General features: G+C 58.5%; 17 protein-coding genes. 12 read left to right on the top strand and 5 right to left on the bottom strand.

What is annotated here, in order from left to right; translation table 11 throughout:
* The first annotated feature begins 25 nt into the window (after positions 1–25).
* Both JTP94_RS06395 and JTP94_RS06390 read left to right on the top strand, forming a co-directional pair.
* Entirely contained in the window at positions 26–955 is a 930-nt protein-coding gene (locus tag JTP94_RS06395) for a carbohydrate ABC transporter permease (protein WP_204849700.1), read from the top strand.
* 12 nt (positions 956–967) lie between these two features.
* Complete coding sequence (locus JTP94_RS06390; RefSeq protein ID WP_204849699.1) at positions 968–1,792, top strand: carbohydrate ABC transporter permease; 825 nt, start codon at positions 968–970, stop codon at positions 1,790–1,792.
* 29 nt (positions 1,793–1,821) lie between these two features.
* On the opposite strand, the gene JTP94_RS06385 is transcribed toward JTP94_RS06390, so the two are convergent.
* Positions 1,822–2,571, bottom strand: a complete 750-nt coding sequence (locus JTP94_RS06385) for a GntR family transcriptional regulator (protein WP_204849698.1) — start codon at positions 2,569–2,571, stop codon at positions 1,822–1,824.
* Positions 2,572–2,727: 156 nt separating this feature from the next.
* On the opposite strand from JTP94_RS06385, the gene JTP94_RS06380 reads away from it, so the two are divergent.
* Entirely contained in the window at positions 2,728–3,750 is a 1,023-nt protein-coding gene (locus tag JTP94_RS06380; RefSeq protein ID WP_204849697.1) for a zinc-binding dehydrogenase, read from the top strand.
* 46 nt (positions 3,751–3,796) lie between these two features.
* On the opposite strand, the gene JTP94_RS06375 is transcribed toward JTP94_RS06380, so the two are convergent.
* A complete protein-coding gene (locus JTP94_RS06375; protein ID WP_204849696.1) occupies positions 3,797–4,582 on the bottom strand; it encodes an SDR family oxidoreductase in 786 nt (261 codons plus the stop codon).
* Positions 4,583–4,723: 141 nt separating this feature from the next.
* Here JTP94_RS06375 and JTP94_RS06370 point away from each other — a divergent pair, with 141 nt between their 5' ends.
* The 3 genes from JTP94_RS06370 to JTP94_RS06360 are packed head-to-tail and all read left to right on the top strand — an operon-like array spanning position 4,724 to position 7,764.
* Positions 4,724–5,881, top strand: a complete 1,158-nt coding sequence (locus tag JTP94_RS06370) for a Gfo/Idh/MocA family protein (RefSeq protein ID WP_204849695.1) — start codon at positions 4,724–4,726, stop codon at positions 5,879–5,881.
* A gap of 26 nt (positions 5,882–5,907) precedes the next feature.
* Complete coding sequence (locus tag JTP94_RS06365) at positions 5,908–6,825, top strand: sugar phosphate isomerase/epimerase (RefSeq protein ID WP_204849694.1); 918 nt, start codon at positions 5,908–5,910, stop codon at positions 6,823–6,825.
* 6 nt (positions 6,826–6,831) lie between these two features.
* Positions 6,832–7,764 carry a Gfo/Idh/MocA family protein gene (locus JTP94_RS06360; protein WP_204849693.1) on the top strand — a complete coding sequence of 311 codons (933 nt, stop codon included), beginning with the start codon at positions 6,832–6,834 and terminating at the stop codon, positions 7,762–7,764.
* 37 nt (positions 7,765–7,801) lie between these two features.
* Here JTP94_RS06360 and JTP94_RS06355 read toward each other — a convergent pair whose 3' ends face one another.
* On the bottom strand, positions 7,802–8,575 hold the full coding sequence (locus tag JTP94_RS06355; RefSeq protein WP_204849692.1) for an amidohydrolase family protein: 774 nt from the start codon (positions 8,573–8,575) through the stop codon (positions 7,802–7,804).
* Positions 8,572–9,666, bottom strand: a complete 1,095-nt coding sequence (locus JTP94_RS06350; RefSeq protein WP_204849691.1) for a Gfo/Idh/MocA family protein — start codon at positions 9,664–9,666, stop codon at positions 8,572–8,574. The genes JTP94_RS06355 and JTP94_RS06350 overlap by 4 nt, the downstream gene beginning before the upstream one ends.
* Positions 9,667–9,821: 155 nt before the next feature.
* Between JTP94_RS06350 and JTP94_RS06345 the strand changes: the two genes are divergently transcribed.
* A complete protein-coding gene (locus tag JTP94_RS06345) occupies positions 9,822–10,862 on the top strand; it encodes a Gfo/Idh/MocA family protein (RefSeq protein ID WP_204849690.1) in 1,041 nt (346 codons plus the stop codon).
* Positions 10,863–10,937: 75 nt separating this feature from the next.
* A complete protein-coding gene (locus tag JTP94_RS06340) occupies positions 10,938–12,011 on the top strand; it encodes an ABC transporter ATP-binding protein (protein ID WP_204849689.1) in 1,074 nt (357 codons plus the stop codon).
* Positions 12,012–12,258: 247 nt separating this feature from the next.
* Here the strand turns inward: JTP94_RS06340 and JTP94_RS06335 are convergent, their stop codons facing one another.
* Positions 12,259–13,161 carry a LysR family transcriptional regulator gene (locus JTP94_RS06335; protein ID WP_204849688.1) on the bottom strand — a complete coding sequence of 301 codons (903 nt, stop codon included), beginning with the start codon at positions 13,159–13,161 and terminating at the stop codon, positions 12,259–12,261.
* A 104-nt stretch (positions 13,162–13,265) separates the two neighbouring features.
* On the opposite strand from JTP94_RS06335, the gene JTP94_RS06330 reads away from it, so the two are divergent.
* From JTP94_RS06330 to JTP94_RS06315, 4 genes are all read left to right on the top strand, one after another.
* Entirely contained in the window at positions 13,266–14,372 is a 1,107-nt protein-coding gene (locus JTP94_RS06330) for an NAD(P)/FAD-dependent oxidoreductase (protein WP_204849687.1), read from the top strand.
* A 28-nt stretch (positions 14,373–14,400) separates the two neighbouring features.
* Positions 14,401–15,513, top strand: coding sequence for a hypothetical protein (locus JTP94_RS06325; RefSeq protein WP_204849686.1), 1,113 nt, complete (start codon positions 14,401–14,403; stop codon positions 15,511–15,513).
* Between the two features lie 166 nt (positions 15,514–15,679).
* A complete protein-coding gene (locus tag JTP94_RS06320; protein WP_312038138.1) occupies positions 15,680–16,273 on the top strand; it encodes a DUF3455 domain-containing protein in 594 nt (197 codons plus the stop codon).
* Positions 16,274–16,425: 152 nt separating this feature from the next.
* Positions 16,426–17,169, top strand: a complete 744-nt coding sequence (locus tag JTP94_RS06315) for a superoxide dismutase (RefSeq protein ID WP_204849685.1) — start codon at positions 16,426–16,428, stop codon at positions 17,167–17,169.
* Positions 17,170–17,242 lie beyond the last annotated feature (73 nt).

The raw sequence follows: 17,242 nt of genomic DNA, 5'->3' as shown, positions 1-17,242 counted from the left end.
CGACGAACATGGATAGATTGGAACAATGACAATAGCCACGGCTGAACCGCTTCGCATGCATCCTTCGAAGACGAACTATATTCGCCGCGATCAGCAGCTTGCCGTGTTGCTTCTGCTGCCGGCCGCCGTTGCGATTTTTGTGGTCATGATCGTTCCGCTCGGCTTTGCGCTCTATGCCAGCCTGTTCGACTATAGCCTCGGCCAGGAAGACAGCATGCGGTTCGTCTTCTTCGACAACTATGTCAGATTTTTTAGCGATCCGGTGGCCCTGCGCTCGCTCATCAACACCGTGATCTTCACGGCTTTGTCGCTGCCTCTATGCCTCTCTTTGGGTCTCGGTGTCGCGGTCTTGTTGAAGAGTATCGATCCGGCGGCGGCCAACATCCTACGGGCAATATTTGCGATGCCGGTTCTCATTTCACCGATCATCGTCAGCCTGATCTGGCGCTATATGTATGACCCCACTTACGGCCTCGTCTATTATTTGCTCGGGCTGGTCGGACTTCAAGATTTCGGAGGGTTGACTAGCTCGACAACCGCCCTCCTCTGCATCGTGGTGACGGATGTCTGGCATGCGACGCCTTTCGTCATTCTGGTGGCTTCTGCCGGCCTGACGGTCATACCTGAGGAACTCTACGAAGCCGCCCACATCGACGGTGTGTCTCCGTTGCGCATGCTGTTCAAGATCACCATTCCATTGATGGCTAAAGTCCTGACTGTCCTTATCCTCATTCGCGGCACGGACGCGTTCCGCATTTTCGACCTCGTTTACGGCTTGACGGGCGGAGGGCCGGCCAATTCGACGACCTCGCTAAGCATCTATGCCTACAAGGAAGCCTTTGAAAACAATCAAATGGGATTTGCCATGGCGGTTTCGGTCATAACGTTGATCTGTCTTGTCGCCCTCTTCGGTCCCTTCATGCGCAACTCTGCGCGAAACAGCAACGATGCGTAGGCAGGCCCAACGATGAGAAAGCCTAGATTCAATACCATTGGCACCTGGCTGGCCCTTGCACTCTTTACATTTTGGACAATCGTTCCGATCGCGCTTGTCGTGGTCAATTCCTTCAAGAAAGCCAAGGATATTTTCACCACGACACCACGGCTGTTTTTCACGCCGACGCTCGACAACTACGTCAATGCGTTCACCAAAGCCAATTTCGGTCTCTATTATCTCAATAGTACGATCGTCGCCCTCGTTTCCACTGTTATAGCGATCGTCATCGGAACATTTGCTGCTTATGCGCTGACGAGCTTCCGGTTGAATGTCGCCAACACGATCGCCGGTGGCTTCTTCCTGGGCAAGCTCGTGCCGGTGATCTCGATGCTTTTGCCGCTTTTTGTGATCATCAATAGCATCGGCTTGCGGGGAACATTGGCAGGCCCGATCATTGCGCACGTCGCGCTCAACCTGCCTTTCGTCGTTTGGCTGATGACGGGTTTCCTGCGTGATGTGCCGCACGAGCTGCATCAGGCGGCGATGATCGACGGATGCACACGCATGCAGACTTTCTGGAAGGTGCTATTCCCGATCATTTTTCCCGGCATTGCCGCTGCCTTCGTTCTCAGTGCGCAATATTCTTGGAACGAGCTGCTTTTCTCGCTGCAATTGACGACACTCGATACCTATACCCTGCCCGTCGGCATCGCGGGCTTCGTCGGCTCGATCTCGGTCGATTGGGGCCTCAGCAGCGCGGCGGCAACCGCAACCATGGTTCCCCTGATCATACTTGGGTTCTTCGTCCAGAAGCATATCGCCGCCGGTACGACCGGCGGGGCGGTGAAGGGATGATGGAACAGCTTGGAGTGGCCCTGCCCGGGTTATTTTTCCACGAGCGTCATTTCGAAGGAATAAAGGTCCGGCCGATAAGCATGCGTGCCATAGTCAACAGCGTGGCCGGATTGATCGAAAACTGTCCGCGCCATGGTCAACACCGGCATTTTTGGTTTTTGCTCAAAAAGCTTGGCCTCTTCCTTGGTGCTGGCGCGCGCGCCGACCGTTTGGCGGGCAACACGAAGCGTTGTGCCGCGCGACCGCATCAACTGATAAAGTCCATGCTTTTCAAGGGCATCGGCGCTGATGGTCAAGAATTCTGGCGGGAGGAAGTCCTCAAGCAGCGCAAAAGGGATGCCGTCTGTGTAGCGCAGTCGACGCAGATGCAGCACTTTCGTCCCCTCAGGCAGGGTCAGTGCGTCGAGAATATCAGCAGGCGGGACGACTTCCTCGCGCAGGAGAATCTTTGTCGTGGGCGCCCGGTTCTTGAATTTGAGGTCATCGTAAAGGCTGCTGATTTCAAAGTTGCGTGTGAGGTGACCGCGCACGACCTGCGTACCGATCCCGCGGCGGCGAACCAGCAGCCCCTGGTTGACCAATTCATGAATTGCGCGACGGATCGTCGGGCGCGAGATGCCGAGATGATCGGCGAGCTTGACCTCGTTATCGATACGCGAACCGGCTGGCAGGTCACCGCTCTCAATCGCCTCACGCATTCGCTTGGCGATCTGATAGTACATCGGGATCGGCCCAGAGCGGTCAAGGCTCACGAAGAGTTCCTCAATCGAAATCGTCATCTGCTCACTTTCGTCGTGCGGTCGAATATTGCGGACATGCTGGCATTAAGTCGGCGGAGCGCGCCTGTAACATGATCCTAATAATAAGACAAACTAACATATTTGTAAGGCCAAACAACGCCCGGCTCACGGCCGCTTACCTCAAGGAGACCGATCATGTCCGTCCCAATCGCTCGCGAGGACCAGATGTTGGCAATCGTCAAAGCCGGACCCGGCAGCGATAACGTCCACCTTCAGGCCGTTGAAGAGCCGCAGGCGGCATCCGGGCTCGCCCGCATCAAAGTAATCGCCACTGGCATCTGCGGTACTGATATCCATATCGCGCGTGACGAGTATCCCTATGAGGCGCCCGTGGTTATGGGACATGAGGTGCTCGGTGTCATCGATGCCGTCGGCGATGGAAAAGATATCGACCTTGTCGGCAAACGCGTCGTCTGCGAGACATATTTCTCGACCTGCGGTAGCTGTGATTGGTGCCGCTCGGGGCGGCGGAATCTCTGCCCGACGCGGCGTTCGATCGGCTCGTTTGAGAACGGCGGTTTTGCACGCTATGTCGTCGTGCCGATCATCAATCTGCATCTGGTTTCGGATGCAGTGAGCGATAGCGAAGCCGTGCTGGCGGAGCCGCTTGCCTGTGTTACGCAAGCTCTGCTGGATCCGCCGATCGTCAGCGCCGGCGACCGCGTTCTCGTCACCGGGCCTGGTTCCATCGGGCAGCTCGCGTCACAGGTCGCAATGGCACAGGGCGGCATCGTTACTCTTGCCGGATTGGAAAAAGACGCCGATCGGTTGACGCTTGCTCACTCGCTCGGAATTTCGACGATCACCAGCATTCCGGAGGCAAATCTCTTCGACGTCGTTATCGAGTGCTCCGGCAGCGCTCAAGCCGCCGAAGCGGCTCTGCGGGCCGCAAGGCGCGGCGCTCATTATATTCAGATCGGGATATTCGGGAAGGATGTCACCATTCCGCTCGATCTCGTTCTCTACAAGGAGCTGCTGGTATCCAGCGGCTTTGCGTCGACGCCGACATCATGGCGACGTGCGATGGCCCTGATCGAACAGAAGCTCGTCAATCTCGAGCCGTTGATTACCCGCCGGGTCCCGATCGATAAATGGCAGGAGGGCTTCGATGCGGCGGCAAAGGGCGAAGGTCTCAAGACGATTATCTTGCCGGCTTGACTGTCCGCCAGGGTCCGCCGGCGCTGGTTGCCGGCGGTTGCTCACCTCAATTCCTCTTGTGCCCCACCGACCCATTCAGCGTCAGCCCGCCATCGGCGAGGATGACCTGGCCGGTAATATAGCGGGCGGCATCCGAACCGATGATCACGATGGAATCCGCGATTTCCTCCGCGCTGGCGATGCGATGCAATGGAATGCGATCACGATAGGTCGCCCTCACCGCCTCCGTCCATGCCTCGTCGTTGAGCGGCGTTTCGGTAGCGCCCGGCGCAATCGCGTTCACACGGACACCGTGAGGCCCAAGCTCGACCGCAAGCGAGCGCGTCAGGCCCCCGATCCCGCCCTTGGCAGTGACGTATCCGGTCATGTCGGTCGGAGGAAACGGGTCAACGGCGGAACTGATATTGATGATCGAGCCGCTACCAGCAACCACCATGTGCCGCGCCGCAGCGCGTGCACCTCGGACATAGCCCAACAGGTTGGAATCCATAAGATCCGCCCAGTCGTGATCTGTCATCTCCAGAAAAGGCTGTACCAGCAGGCGCGCGGCATTGTTGATCCAGACATCGATACCGCCCCAGGCTTCAGCGGCCGCATCCGCCAGCGCATCGATATCGGCGGTGCTCTTCGTATCGCCGACGCGGATCAGAGGCTCGCCGCCGTGCGCCAGAATCTCCGCGCTTAATTCTTCGGTGATTGCCGGATCGCTTCCTCGGTGAAGACCAGCGACACGGCCTCCAAGCGACGCATAGGCAAGCGCAGTCGCTCGTCCGATTCCGCGTGAAACGCCGGTTATTACGACACGGGGTCGCTTGGGGGTAAGCTCTGTCACGAGATGGACTCCGGGTTGCTGACATGAACAGGCAGGCCATGGCCCGCCTGTTAATATGTATTATCAATAGAACCAATTGACAAGCAATTGTCACCCTTATAGCTTGGGTTCACGAGAGACGCCGGGAGGAGACCGTCTGTTGTGAAAGCCATTAACGAACTCAATGCCGCGGTTGTCGGCACCGGATTCATCAGCGCCGTCCACATCGATTCCATCCGGCGCCTGGGGGTCAATATTGCAGGCATTGTCGGGTCCTCGGCAGAGCGCGCGAAGGAAAAGGCTCTCCAGTTTGGCATAGGCCACGCCTATGGCAGCTATGACGATATGCTTGCGGATCCGGCCGTCGACGTCGTCCACATCACCTCGCCCAATGACGACCATCCGGCACAGGCCGAGGCGGCGCTCAAGGCGGGCAAGCACGTCATCTGTGAGAAGCCCCTGGCGCTCACCTCCGGGCAGACCGACAGGTTGCGCAAGATTGCCGCTGAGACAGGGCGTGTGGCGGCGGTAAACTTCAACATCCGTTTCTATCCGCAGGTTCACGAGATGCGCAGTCGCATTCGCGACGGATCGACCGGCACGCCATTTCTCGTCACCGGTAGCTATATGCAGGATTGGCTGCTTTACGACACGGACTGGAACTGGCGGGTCGAAGAGGAACGCGGCGGCGATCTGCGTGTCGTCGGCGATATTGGCTCGCACTGGTTTGATCTTGCCAGTTTCGTCATGGGCCAGCCGATCGTCGAGGTGATGGCGGAACTCCCGACCTTCATTCCGATACGGAAACAGCCTATCGGTCCGGTGGAGACTTTTTCCAACCTGGTCGGTGGTGCAACGATCGATGTCACCATCCAATCAGAGGATGCGGCGTTGATTGTCGTCCGCTTCAGAGACGGTGCGCGGGGGGTCGTGACCGCCTCGCAAGTCAGTGCCGGCCACAAGAATGGCATCACGCTTGAAATCAACGGTGCGAAGTCGTCCGTTGCCTGGCGCGGAGAGCGTCCGGATGAACTCTGGATTGGTCATCGTTCGAGGCCGAACGAAATCCTGATGCGCGATCCATCGCTGCTTTCGCCCGAGGCAGCGGCGATCGCCACCCTACCCGGCGGCCATGGCGAAGGTTTTGAGAACGGCTTCAAGGCAATGTACCGCGCCGTTTATGCCGATATTGCCGCGGGCGGCCCCTCCAACATTCCCGCCTACGCAACATTCGAGGATGGTCACGAGGAAGCATTGATTGTGGAAGCCGTTGCGGAAAGCGCGCGCACCGGCCGCTGGTGCGCCGTCAAGCGCGACTGAAGCGTTGAATATGAAGGGAATAGACGATGAAACTTGGCATTCTGACCGCAGCCTTTCCGACAATGACCCTGGACGAAGTGGCCACGTGGGCAAGCAGGTCCGGATTCCAGTCGCTGGAAATCGCCGTATGGCCCACCGGTGGCAAAGTCGAGCGCCGCTACGCTGGTACCGCCCACATCGATGTCGACACGCTTGATAAGGTTGAAGCCGCCCGCATCGTCGACAATCTCGCAGCCAAGGGACTAACCATATCGGCCCTCGCCTATTATCCCAACCCACTCGATGCCGACAGGGAGGCCTCTGCTGCCGCGCTCGCGCATTTGCGCAAGGTTATCGTCGCCGCAAGACTTTTGAACGTGCCGATCGTCGGCACATTCGCCGGCCGCGACAAGACGCGCTCCGTCGATGACAACTTTGAACAGTTCGCCCGCGTCTGGCCCGACCTCGTGCATTTTGCCGGCGACCATGGCATCAAGATCGCCATCGAAAATTGCCCGATGATCTTCTCAGGCGACGAGTGGCCCGGCGGTAACAACTTAGCTTACAATCCGGCCAATTGGCGGCGCATGTTCGAGATCATTCCTGATCGGAATTTCGGGCTCAATTTTGATCCGTCTCATCTCATCTGGCAATTCATCGATATTCCGCGTGCCGTGCGCGAGTTCGGCGATCGCATTTTCCATGTGCACGCCAAGGATTTGGAAGTTCAAACCGATGGGCTTTATGAACATGGCGTCATAAGTGCTGGGGTCGGCTGGCAGGTGCCGCGCCTTTGTGGCCTCGGCGAGGTGAATTGGGGTGCCTTCTTTGCTGCGCTTTATTCCGTCGGTTATGATTACGTCGCCTCGATCGAACACGAAGACAGGGCATTCGAAGGAACGGTTGAAAAAGTGCAACGCGGCTTCGAGATTGCCCGCGACAATCTTCGTCCGTTCGTTCATTGATTGCAAATGACTGATCGCAAACCACGATTCGGACTTATCGGCACCGGCATCTGGGCAAGGACGGTTCAAGCGCCTGCCGCAGCCACCTGCGATGCAGTGCATTTTTGCTCGGTGTTCGGCCGGCGCGAAATCGCGGCAAAGGAGATTGCCGAAGCGCATGGCGCGCAGGCATTTACCAGCCTCGGTGCATTCCTTGATTCCGTCGACATTGTCGGCATTTCCCTTGTGCCCGATGCCCAGCCGGAATTCGCCATCGCGGCGGCGGCGGCCGGGAAACACTTGCTTCTCGAAAAGCCTCTTGCGACCGACCCTGTCGTTGCCGACGCCATTGCGGAGGCCTGCGCCAAACATGGCGTTCAATCTGCCGTCTTTTTCACACGGCTCTTCACGCCGCAAATTCGACAATGGGTGAACGAGGCCGCGGCCAATGGCGGCTGGCTATCGGCGCGGACGGAGACTTTCGCTCGCGTGATATCCGATCCCGGCAATCCCTTTTACAGCACACGATGGCGTTCCGAAGTCGGCGCGCTTTGGGATGTCGGTCCCCATGCCGTCTCGTTGCTTTGCGCCGCTCTTGGCGACGTTGTGGCCGTGTCCGCCAGTAAAGGACGCGGTGATTTCACCCTCACCACCCTCGTCCATGACAACGGTGTGATTTCGACCATTGCCATAACGCTTGATGCGCCCTCGCCGCTTCCTGGCGGAACGGTGTTGTTTGGCGCGTCCGGCAAGAACGAGGTTCCGGTCCCTGAAGATTGGAATGGTGAATCAACACAGGCTTACCGCAACGCGATTGCGGAGCTTGCAACTGCCGCTAAGAGCGGTCAACCGACGCCGTACGATGCACGCTTTGGCGCCAGGGTGACGACGATCCTCGCTGCCGCCGAGCAATCGATTGCGAGCGGTCATCAGGTCTCCCTCGACAAGGCACAGTCGTAAAGCTGCCCTTGGGGTGGGTCACCGCTACCTCCAAGTCTCAGCGAAGCGATTTGATGAGGCGCTCGGCATTGCCGCTAAAGATTTGCTCCTTGTCGGCGTCGGTGATCTTTGCCGTTTCGATCGAGGTAATCACCCGCGCCGGCTCGAAATAAGGAGCGTCACTTCCGTAAAGCACCCGGTCGGCACCCACCTCCCGCACAAAGAATTCGGTCGTGGCGGGATCGGCCTGATAGGCGAGATCAAGGCTGAGATTTGCATTCTCCTGAATGGCCTTGACGCACTGCCTGCGCTGTTCCTCGGTAAAGACCGGGTGGCCGAGCAGAAAATGGATCTGTGGAAACCGTTTCGCAACGGTAGCGATCGCGGTTGGATTAGCGCGTCCATCCGGCGTAGAATGCATCAGGATCAGCGCCGGCCCTAGGCCGAGTGCTGTCAATATGCTGTCGAAGAGCGGAGAATCGACACCAAAACCTTCAAACGTGGTGTGAAAGACGAGGCCGCTGAGGCCGATTTCCGTCATCGCCCTGCGCACTTCGGCGAGGCCCGCTTCGCCGTGGCGGACTTCGATGCTCGCAAGCCCGATCGGGAAACGCTCCGGATGTTCCCTGACAGCCTTGGCGATCACGTCGTTGGCGCGCCGCGTGTCGGCCAGGCCCTCCGCCTGAAGGCCGCCTGCCGCAACCGAGATGATCGACTGGGCAATGCCTGCCGCATCCATCGCGGCAAGCCATGTATCGACATCCTGGCCAACGCCATTGGTCATGGTGCGGCCAATATGCGAATGCGCGTCTATGATGTTCCGGGGACTCATGCCTGAGCCTCCTCAAGGCTCAGCCTGCGACCGACCTTGCCGGACTTGTAGGCAGCTTCAAGGATGAGCTGTGTCGTGAGGCCGAACTCGGCATCGCTTCTGACCGGCGTGTCGTTCAGGCAACAATCGACGAAATGCTGGTGCTCGGGGACCCACGGGCTTTCCTCGCCGTTGATGTGCATCGAGAATTCGCGGTGATCCGGCGGCATGACCGGTAGCTTCGGCGATACCCAGCCATTGGCCAGGAGCGGGTCGAGAGCTTTTTCGTCCTCGGTAAACACACGGAAGGTCGGCCGAGCCGCGGCGTCCCATTGAATGGTGCCTTTCGTCCCGAAGACTTGCCAGTAGTCCTTGAAGGCCATGGTCGCGCCACCCGGCTCCTGCAGACGGTTCGAACCGGAAATCTCCAGGATCGCCTTATCGGTGCGAACCAGGATGACAGCTGTGTCCTCGACCTTAACATCCGCCGTCAGCGCACCGTATTCAGCATAGACGCTTTCAATCTTTGGATTGCCGAGCAGATAGAGCGCATTGGAAACATGATGAACATTGCCGTCGAGGATGACGCCGCCACCAGCGATTTCAGGGTCGAAGCGCCAGCCTTTGGTAACATCGGGCGTGTGCCAGGCCATCATCGCCTTAAACAGAAAGGGCTCGCCAATGAGGCCTGCCTCGATGATCTGCCGTGCCCGTTCGACTGGCGGCAGGAAGAGTTCGAAAAACGAAACCATCAACTTCAGACCGGTTTTCTTTGCGAGCGCGACGGCCTGGCGCGCCTCTTCAAGCGAGGCTGTCATCGGTTTCTGCACAAGCACATGCTTGCCGGCATTCAGTGCCTTCGTGATCAACGCCCCGTGAATTTTCGATGTCGTGGCAATGACGACGGCATCGACATCAGGCCGAGCGAGAACTGCGTCCAAGTCTGTCGAATGCGTCTCGAAGCCAAAGCGCTCCTTGAAGTTGATCGCGGACTGCTCATTGATGTCGACGCTTGCGATCATCCGGGCGTTTGGAACTTTCGACAGGGCAAATGCATGGCTGCGGGCGATCCCGCCACACCCCACGAGGACGACACCAAGAGACTTGGGCATTGCAATTCCTTTCGACGATTGTTGTCGCCATGCCTGGATGGGGAAATGGCATTGGTGAGAGGCTGAGCTAATGATAAAATGTAAACACATAGATATTGTTCGGTCAAGCGCCCAAGGCCCTTGTCATTTGTTAACACATATTATACAAGCCGGGCATGAGCACCTTCCCGAAGACTCTTCCCAAACCTCGCGTCTCACCCCTTCGGGGCGGACCTAAATTGCGCTGGGGCGTGCTAGCGCCCGGCGCCATCGCCCTCGATTTTGTACGCGCCATGCATACGCATACAGAGCAGAGAGCGGTTGCAGTCGCCGGCCGTTCGCTGGAACGGTCCGCTGCCTTTGCCGCCCACGCCGGTATTGCGCGTTGGTACGTCAGCCATGAGGCGCTGGTCGCCGATCCCGAGGTCGATATCGTCTACGTCGCCTCACCGCATAGCGAACACAAGCGCCTCGCATTGCTGGCAATCACGGCCGGCAAGCATGTGCTGATCGAAAAGCCGGTGGCGATGACGGCGGCGGAGGCGCGCGAAATACGCGATGCCGCGAAAGCGGCAAAGGTTTTCGCAATGGAGGGGATGTGGACACGCTATCTTCCGCAAACCGACGTCATGATGCAGCTGAAGGCGGACGGCGTCCTCGGCGACCTCCAGCTGGCACTGGCCGATTTCGGTACGCGCGGCTCGACCGATCCGGCCGGCCGTGTCTACAATCCGGAGCTAGGCGGCGGAGCGTTGCTTGATCTCGGCATCTATCCGATCTGGTTCAGTCATCTGTGGCTCGGCAGGCCAAAGGCGATCACGGCGATCGGTAATCTGACTTCCACGGGCGTCGATGCCCGCACGGCAATCGTCCTGGGTTATGATGGCGGCGCTCAGGCCGTTCTCAGCACCAATCTCATGGCGTTCAGCCCAGCCCGCGCCAGCATCAGCGGCTCTGCTGCTCGCATCGAAGTCAATCCGTGGTTTGCCGTCCCGGCCGGCTTCGAGCTCGTCGCGCCAGGTAAGGGGGACGTGCGCATCCAGTTCGTTAACGACACCGGGCTTGGGTTCCGAGACGGACTTGCCTGGGAAGCGGCAGCTGTCGCGCAGCATATTGCCGATGGACTGACCGACTCGCCCCTCCACCCCTTCGATTTTGCTATTGGCGTCATGGAGACCATGGATGAAGTCCGGCGGCAGGTCGGAACGCTGACCTAGAGGACAACACGACGAAGCCCGCATACAGAATTTGGATGCCGCTGCCAATGGCCCCAAGGGTGGAGGAGCCCGCAAATGACCAGTCTGACCATCCGATCGCTGAAGAAATCCTATGGCGCGCTTACCGTTCTGCATAACGTGAACCTCGATATTAGAAGCGGTGAATTCGTTGTCTTCGTTGGTCCTTCCGGCTGCGGCAAATCGACTTTGCTGCGGATGATCGCGGGGCTTGAGGAAATCACCTCCGGCGAAATCGCGATTGATGGAAAAATCGTCAACGACATGCCTCCGGCGGAACGGGGCATCGCCATGGTCTTTCAATCCTACGCGCTCTATCCGCACATGACGGTGCGCGAAAATATGAGCTTCGGCCTAAAGACAGCGAAAATGCCAAAATCTCAGATCGAAAACCGCGTCAATCGGGCGGCGGAAATGCTGCAGGTGACGGCTCTGCTCGACAGGCTGCCGAAGCAGCTCTCCGGCGGTCAGCGTCAACGAGTGGCGATCGGCCGCGCCATCACCCGGGAACCCAAGGTTTTTCTGTTCGATGAGCCGCTGTCGAATCTCGATGCCGCATTGCGGGTTGCGACCCGCATCGAGATCGCCCAGTTGAAACAGCGCATGCCCGACACGACGATGATCTATGTGACACACGACCAGGTGGAGGCGATGACGCTCGCCGACCGGATCGTGGTGATGAACGGCGGCAGAATCGAGCAGGTCGGGACACCGATGGAACTTTATCACAAACCTGCCAACAAATTCGTCGCCGGCTTTATAGGATCGCCCGCGATGAATTTCATCAAGGCGGAGGTCATCCGGCAGGGACCGGAGATCAAGGTAAAAACCGCAACCGGAGACCTGCTTACATCGCCCTTTGCGTCGAACAGCGATGGTGCCATTCTTTTGGGAATCCGTCCGGAAAATCTTTTCGTTGCCGAGGGCCGTGCCGCCTTGGTGCGCGGGAAAGTGGCGGTCGTTGAGAATCTCGGAGAACTCATCACCGCCTACGTCGATATCGGCAGCGTCAACCAGGTTATCGTCAAGATTCCGGCAGACGTTGATATCAGGATTGATCAAACGATCGCCCTTTCGGCCGATTCTGCCAAATTGCACATCTTCGATGGCGATGGGCAGCGGAGGGGCTGATCATGCCAGGTGCTACATTCAATCAGCGCCGATCATGACCCGCCCTACCCCAACCCCCCTCGGCCGTCACGCGATCGCGTTTGCGGAATGGGCAAAGAGAAAACGCAGCGTCGCGGAGCAGGACGGTCGCAGCGGTGATGAGGTCGGAGGGTCAGGGAAAAGCGTCCCCGATGCGGCGAAAGCCGAACAATGACAAGCGAAACTGCCATGAAGGCGACCTCGACGCTCGACTGGACATAACACCGCGTCAGTCTTTTTCAGCCTTCGCCTTAAACCGTTCGATCAACCATCGGCCGGCCGGGCCAGGCGGTGCGTCCGCTTTGAACACGGCGGACAGTGCGATCCACGCACCTCTCCTCGGCATTTCAACAATGTCGAGGATGACCAACGCGCCGGAGTCGATGTCGGTTTGGACAAGATGCAGTGGCATGCCCCCCCACCCCATACCCGCCTTGAGGAACGCGTGTTTTGCCCCCAAATCAGCCAACCGCCAAGGTTTTGCCGAGACGACGCCGATCTCCGTTCCATTCGACAGGCTGGAGCGATCGGTCAGGACGAGTTGAACATGTTCCGAAAGGTCATTGATCGTAAGTGGCACGGGATGAAGCCCGAGTGGATGGGACGGCGCAGCGACCGGTACGATCTGCACCTCCATCAAATGCTCGCGAACGACATCTTCGGGCACGTTGGGCAACGTTCCGACGATCCCGAACGCGCAAGTCCCCTCGAGTACCATTTTGAGAACCGCGCCAAGCGCTTCGACATAGAGGCGAAGAGGAACGTCTGGGAAGCTCACCGAGAATTCTGCTATCGCCTGCGTCAGGATGGCGGTGGGCAACATGACGTCGACGACGACCGGTAGCTCGGCCTCCAGGCCCCCTGCCAATCCACGCGCCCGGGCCTTGAAAGAGTCAATAGCGTCCGTGACCGCCCGCGCTTCGGGTAGGAGTGCCCGACCGGCCTCCGTGAGAACCGGGATCCGTTTGGTCCGGTCGAAGAGCTTGATACCCAACTGCCCTTCCATATTGGCCAACGTCTGGCTGACCACGGATTGAGCGCGCCTGAGGCGACGGCCAGCCGCCGAAAAGCTGCCTTCATCCACAACGGTGACAAAGGTGCGGAACTGATCAAGTGTGACGCCGTCGAGCATCTATAGCACCATACGATGATAGCTATCGAAATATATAGTCTACTACGATGAGTTTGAAAACGCCAATGTAAGATCCGATCCGATGCTTGAAGGCGGTACAAAAAATGAAAAGCAAAATTGCGATCTACGGAACCGGAATGGCAGGCGCGGTGCTGGCGAGCCGTCTCTCCGACGATTTTGACGTGACGGTCATCGCACCGACGGACTATTTCGAAGTGCCGATGGCAATGCCGCGGCTGATGGTCCGACCCGAATACGGCGAAGAGGCTATAGTGCCGATCGCCGAAGCCCTTCCGAAAGCGCAATATATCCGTGGGCGTCTCGTCGAGTTCAGCCGGGCCGGCGGGCGCATTGAGGATGATCATGGCGGCCAACGGATGGTGACGGCCGACATCACCGTGCTGGCGACCGGCAGCCGCTTCTCCGGCCCGTTCATCCGATCGTCCAGCGGTTCGATCGAAGAGCGTAAGGCTGGCTTCTATCAGCTAAGGGCATCGCTCGCTTCTGCGCGGCGCATCCTGATTGTCGGGGGTGGCCCTGTGGGTGTCGAAATCGCCGGTGAGATCATTGAGACCTGGCCGGGACGCGCCGTGACCATCGTCCAATCCGGCGCGCGCATCTTGGCCGAGACCGGAGGCACGGCCTCTGTCCTAGCGACAAAATTTCTGAGAAGGCGCCGGGTGAAGCTGCTCACCGGCGAACGGATCGAGACACCGTTGCCACCGAACGGTTACTCTGCCGAGCCAGGCGAGGCCCGAACCGCCAGTGGCAAGCGCATCGGTTATGACCTCATGTTGTGCTGCATCGGTGGGCGGCCAAATACCGAGTATCTACGTACCCATTTCTCAGATCGCCTCGATGCCGACGGGCGTGTCAGGGTGACGCCGCAGCTCCTGATGGAGGGCGAGAACGACGTGTTCGCCCTCGGTGACATTACCGACCTCAAGGAAAACAAGATGGCGCTGCATATCGCCGGCCAGGTTAGTGTCGCGGAAGCGAACATTCGCGCGATGACATCCGGGCGTAAGCCGCCCAAGACTTACAAGGCGAAGACCGGCAACCTCATGATGGCGGTCACCCTGGGCAGTCAAGCGGGTGTCATCTTCGCTCCGCTGGTCGGAACTCTTCGCTCGACTTGGCTGATCCGGAAAGTGAAGGCAAAAACCATGCTGGTGCCAAAGTATCGTAAGCAACTCGGCCTGCCGGTCTGACCCTACAATTGCAACTGGACAGAAGGCTATGGACCACAACAACAACCCCCACTTTCGCCTAGCAGGGCGCCCTGCCGACTATGAGCGGCTCGGCATCGACCCGGCCTATGTCCTGCAATTCGAGGACGGTCAGCGCATCGGCACAAACAAGGGCCGCTATGAATGGTGGTATTTCGACGCCCATCTCGACGACGGTGCAACCGTTGTGGTCGTGTTCTACACAAAGCCCAATGTCAGCCCGAATGGTCCTCTTGCGCCACGGATCACCATCAACCTCACCTTGCCTGACGGCCGCACCTTCGAGAAATTTCTCGACACCAAGCCGGAATCGTTCAGCGCATCGAAATCCGGTTGCGACGTCAAGATTGGCGCAAATCGCTTCGTCGGTGATCTCCACCGCTACCGCATTACAGCAACGATCGAGGAGATATCGGTCGATATCGAACTAGCGGGAGAAGTCCGCCCGTGGCGTCCCAAGTCTGGTCATCTTTATTTTGGCACCGACGGCCGAGAGAAGCTCTTTGCGTGGCTCCCCTCTGTGCCCCACGGCACGGCAAGCGTCCGCTACAAGATCGGCAATGAGGAATACCACGCCTCTGGCAGCGGATATCACGATCACAATTGGGGCGATGTCCCCATGCAGACGCTCATGCACAACTGGTATTGGGCACGCGCCAGCGTCGGCCCCTACACCGTCATTGCATCCTATATCACCGCTACTGCCGCCTACGGCTATGAAACGCAGATCGTCTACATGCTGGCCAAAGACGGACAGATTATTGCCGACGACGAGAGCAAGGTCATCTTTGACGCGGAACGCATCGAGACCGACAGCAGGACCGGCAAGCCGGTGGCCGACACTACACGCTACACCTATAGCGCTGGCGATACTCGCTATGTCGTATCGTTCGAGCGCCAGAAAACCATCCTGCAGGCCATCTTCACCGACCGCGCGCCGCCGTTCAAGCGGATAATCGCCAGATTGATCGGCTTTGACGGCGCCTATCACCGCTTCACCGGCAAGGTGACGCTCGAGAAGTTTGACGGGGAAACAAGGACCGAGATCTTCGAAGACCACGCCATCTGGGAACTGATGTATTTCGGTAAGACCCGGCCTCAGGCCGTGGGGAACCCGGCATAAATATTCGACGGCAGCCTAAGGGCAGCAGGCCAATTAGCCGGAGTCGCACTCCTGATCGATAGCACCGCGAATCTTTTTCGATCGATATGAATAAAAACACGACTGCTCCGTTCACAGCCTGAAACGAAGCGAAAGTGTTCGCTTTGCAAAAAGGGAAGATGTGACGATGACTAGATATCACCGACAGGACGGGTCCGCTTTTGCCGCCGTCCAGGCGACGACCATTCGGCGAGCAGCCGTGAAGAACCGGCTTATGCCAGTGGCTCTCTATATCATCATGGGCTCGATCGCGCTTCTAACTTTCGCTTCGGCGGTCAGTGCAGCGGCGGCACCGCTTCCCGACGGGATCCGAGCCGACGGCGCCAAGGTTATCTGGCAGGTTCACGCAGTAGGCCTTCAGATTTACGAATGCAAGGCTGATGCGACGGGCAAATCCACATGGCAATTCCGCGAACCTTTGGCGACGCTGATATCGGATGACAAGACCGTCGGTCGTCACTTTGCCGGGCCGGGTTGGGAGTTTGCCGACGGGTCGCGGATCAAGGGGAAGGTTGTAGCGCAGGCTCCAGGCGCATCCGACAAGGATATCCCCGTGTTGCGGCTTGACGTCATTCTGCATGATGGCAACGGAGATTTGTCGAAGATCGATACCGTGCAACGGTTGAACACGAAGGGCGGCATCTTCACCGGCGCCTGCGACAAGATCGGCGACCTGCACTTGGAGCCCTACAGCGCCGACTATGTTTTCCTAGCTCATTGATGCGGGGCCTTCCAGCACGGCAATGAGCCGCGCCCCAGTCAAGAGACCCCCATTTTCTTCATCCGCAATACAGGAGATGTCCGACCGCGATCACAATCGCGGAGAGGAGAGCTCCACAAGCACTGGTTATCTCAAACGAAGAGGAAACGATGATGTTCAATCTCACCCGCAGGCATATGATCGCCGCAACAGCTGGCGCCATGACAGCGATCGCTACAACCCGTATCGCCGCCGCGCAGCAAAATGGTGCTGCCACGGATGGCGGCGAAGGTCCGTTCAAATTGCCGCCGCTCCCCTATGGCTATGATGCGCTTCAGGCAGCAATCGACACCGACACGATGCATCTGCATCACGACAAGCACCACGCCGCCTATGTGGCAAATCTGAACGCGGCGGCGAAGCAGGCGCCCCAGATAGCCGATCATCCGATGGAGCAGTTGTTGGCAAATCTCGATCAGGTACCCGACAGCGTCCGCACGACTGTCCGAAACAACCTTGGTGGTCACGTCAACCACACCATGTTCTGGGAAATCATGGGGGGTACGGGCGCCGGACCCACCGGCGAACTCGCCGCCGCCGTCCAGCGCGATTTCGGGGGGCTCGATCAGCTGCAGACCGCCTTCAACGTGGCGGGAGCCAAAATATTCGGGTCGGGCTGGGTATTCGTGACGATCACGCAGGAGGGCAAGCTTGGCATGGAGGCTCGTCCCAATCAGGATACGCCGTTGATGGAAGGCAAGCGCGTCCTTTTCGGCAATGATGTCTGGGAACATGCTTATTACCTGCGTTATCAGAATCGCCGGGCAGACTACCTTTCGGCATGGTGGAAGGTTATCGATTGGACAAAGATCGACGAGCGTTATGCCGCAGCGCGGCAGGGCAAATTGACGATATGATCGAACCTTGGGAAGGTGGCAGCTGATCGTAAACGGTCGGCTGCCACCTTCGACCATCGACAAAGTTTAACAG

The sequence above is a fragment of the Martinezella lusitana genome, from assembly GCF_016901135.1.
Taxonomy (GTDB): Bacteria; Pseudomonadota; Alphaproteobacteria; order Rhizobiales; family Rhizobiaceae; genus Rhizobium; species Rhizobium lusitanum_D.
This window is presented reverse-complemented; position numbering and strand designations above follow the sequence as displayed.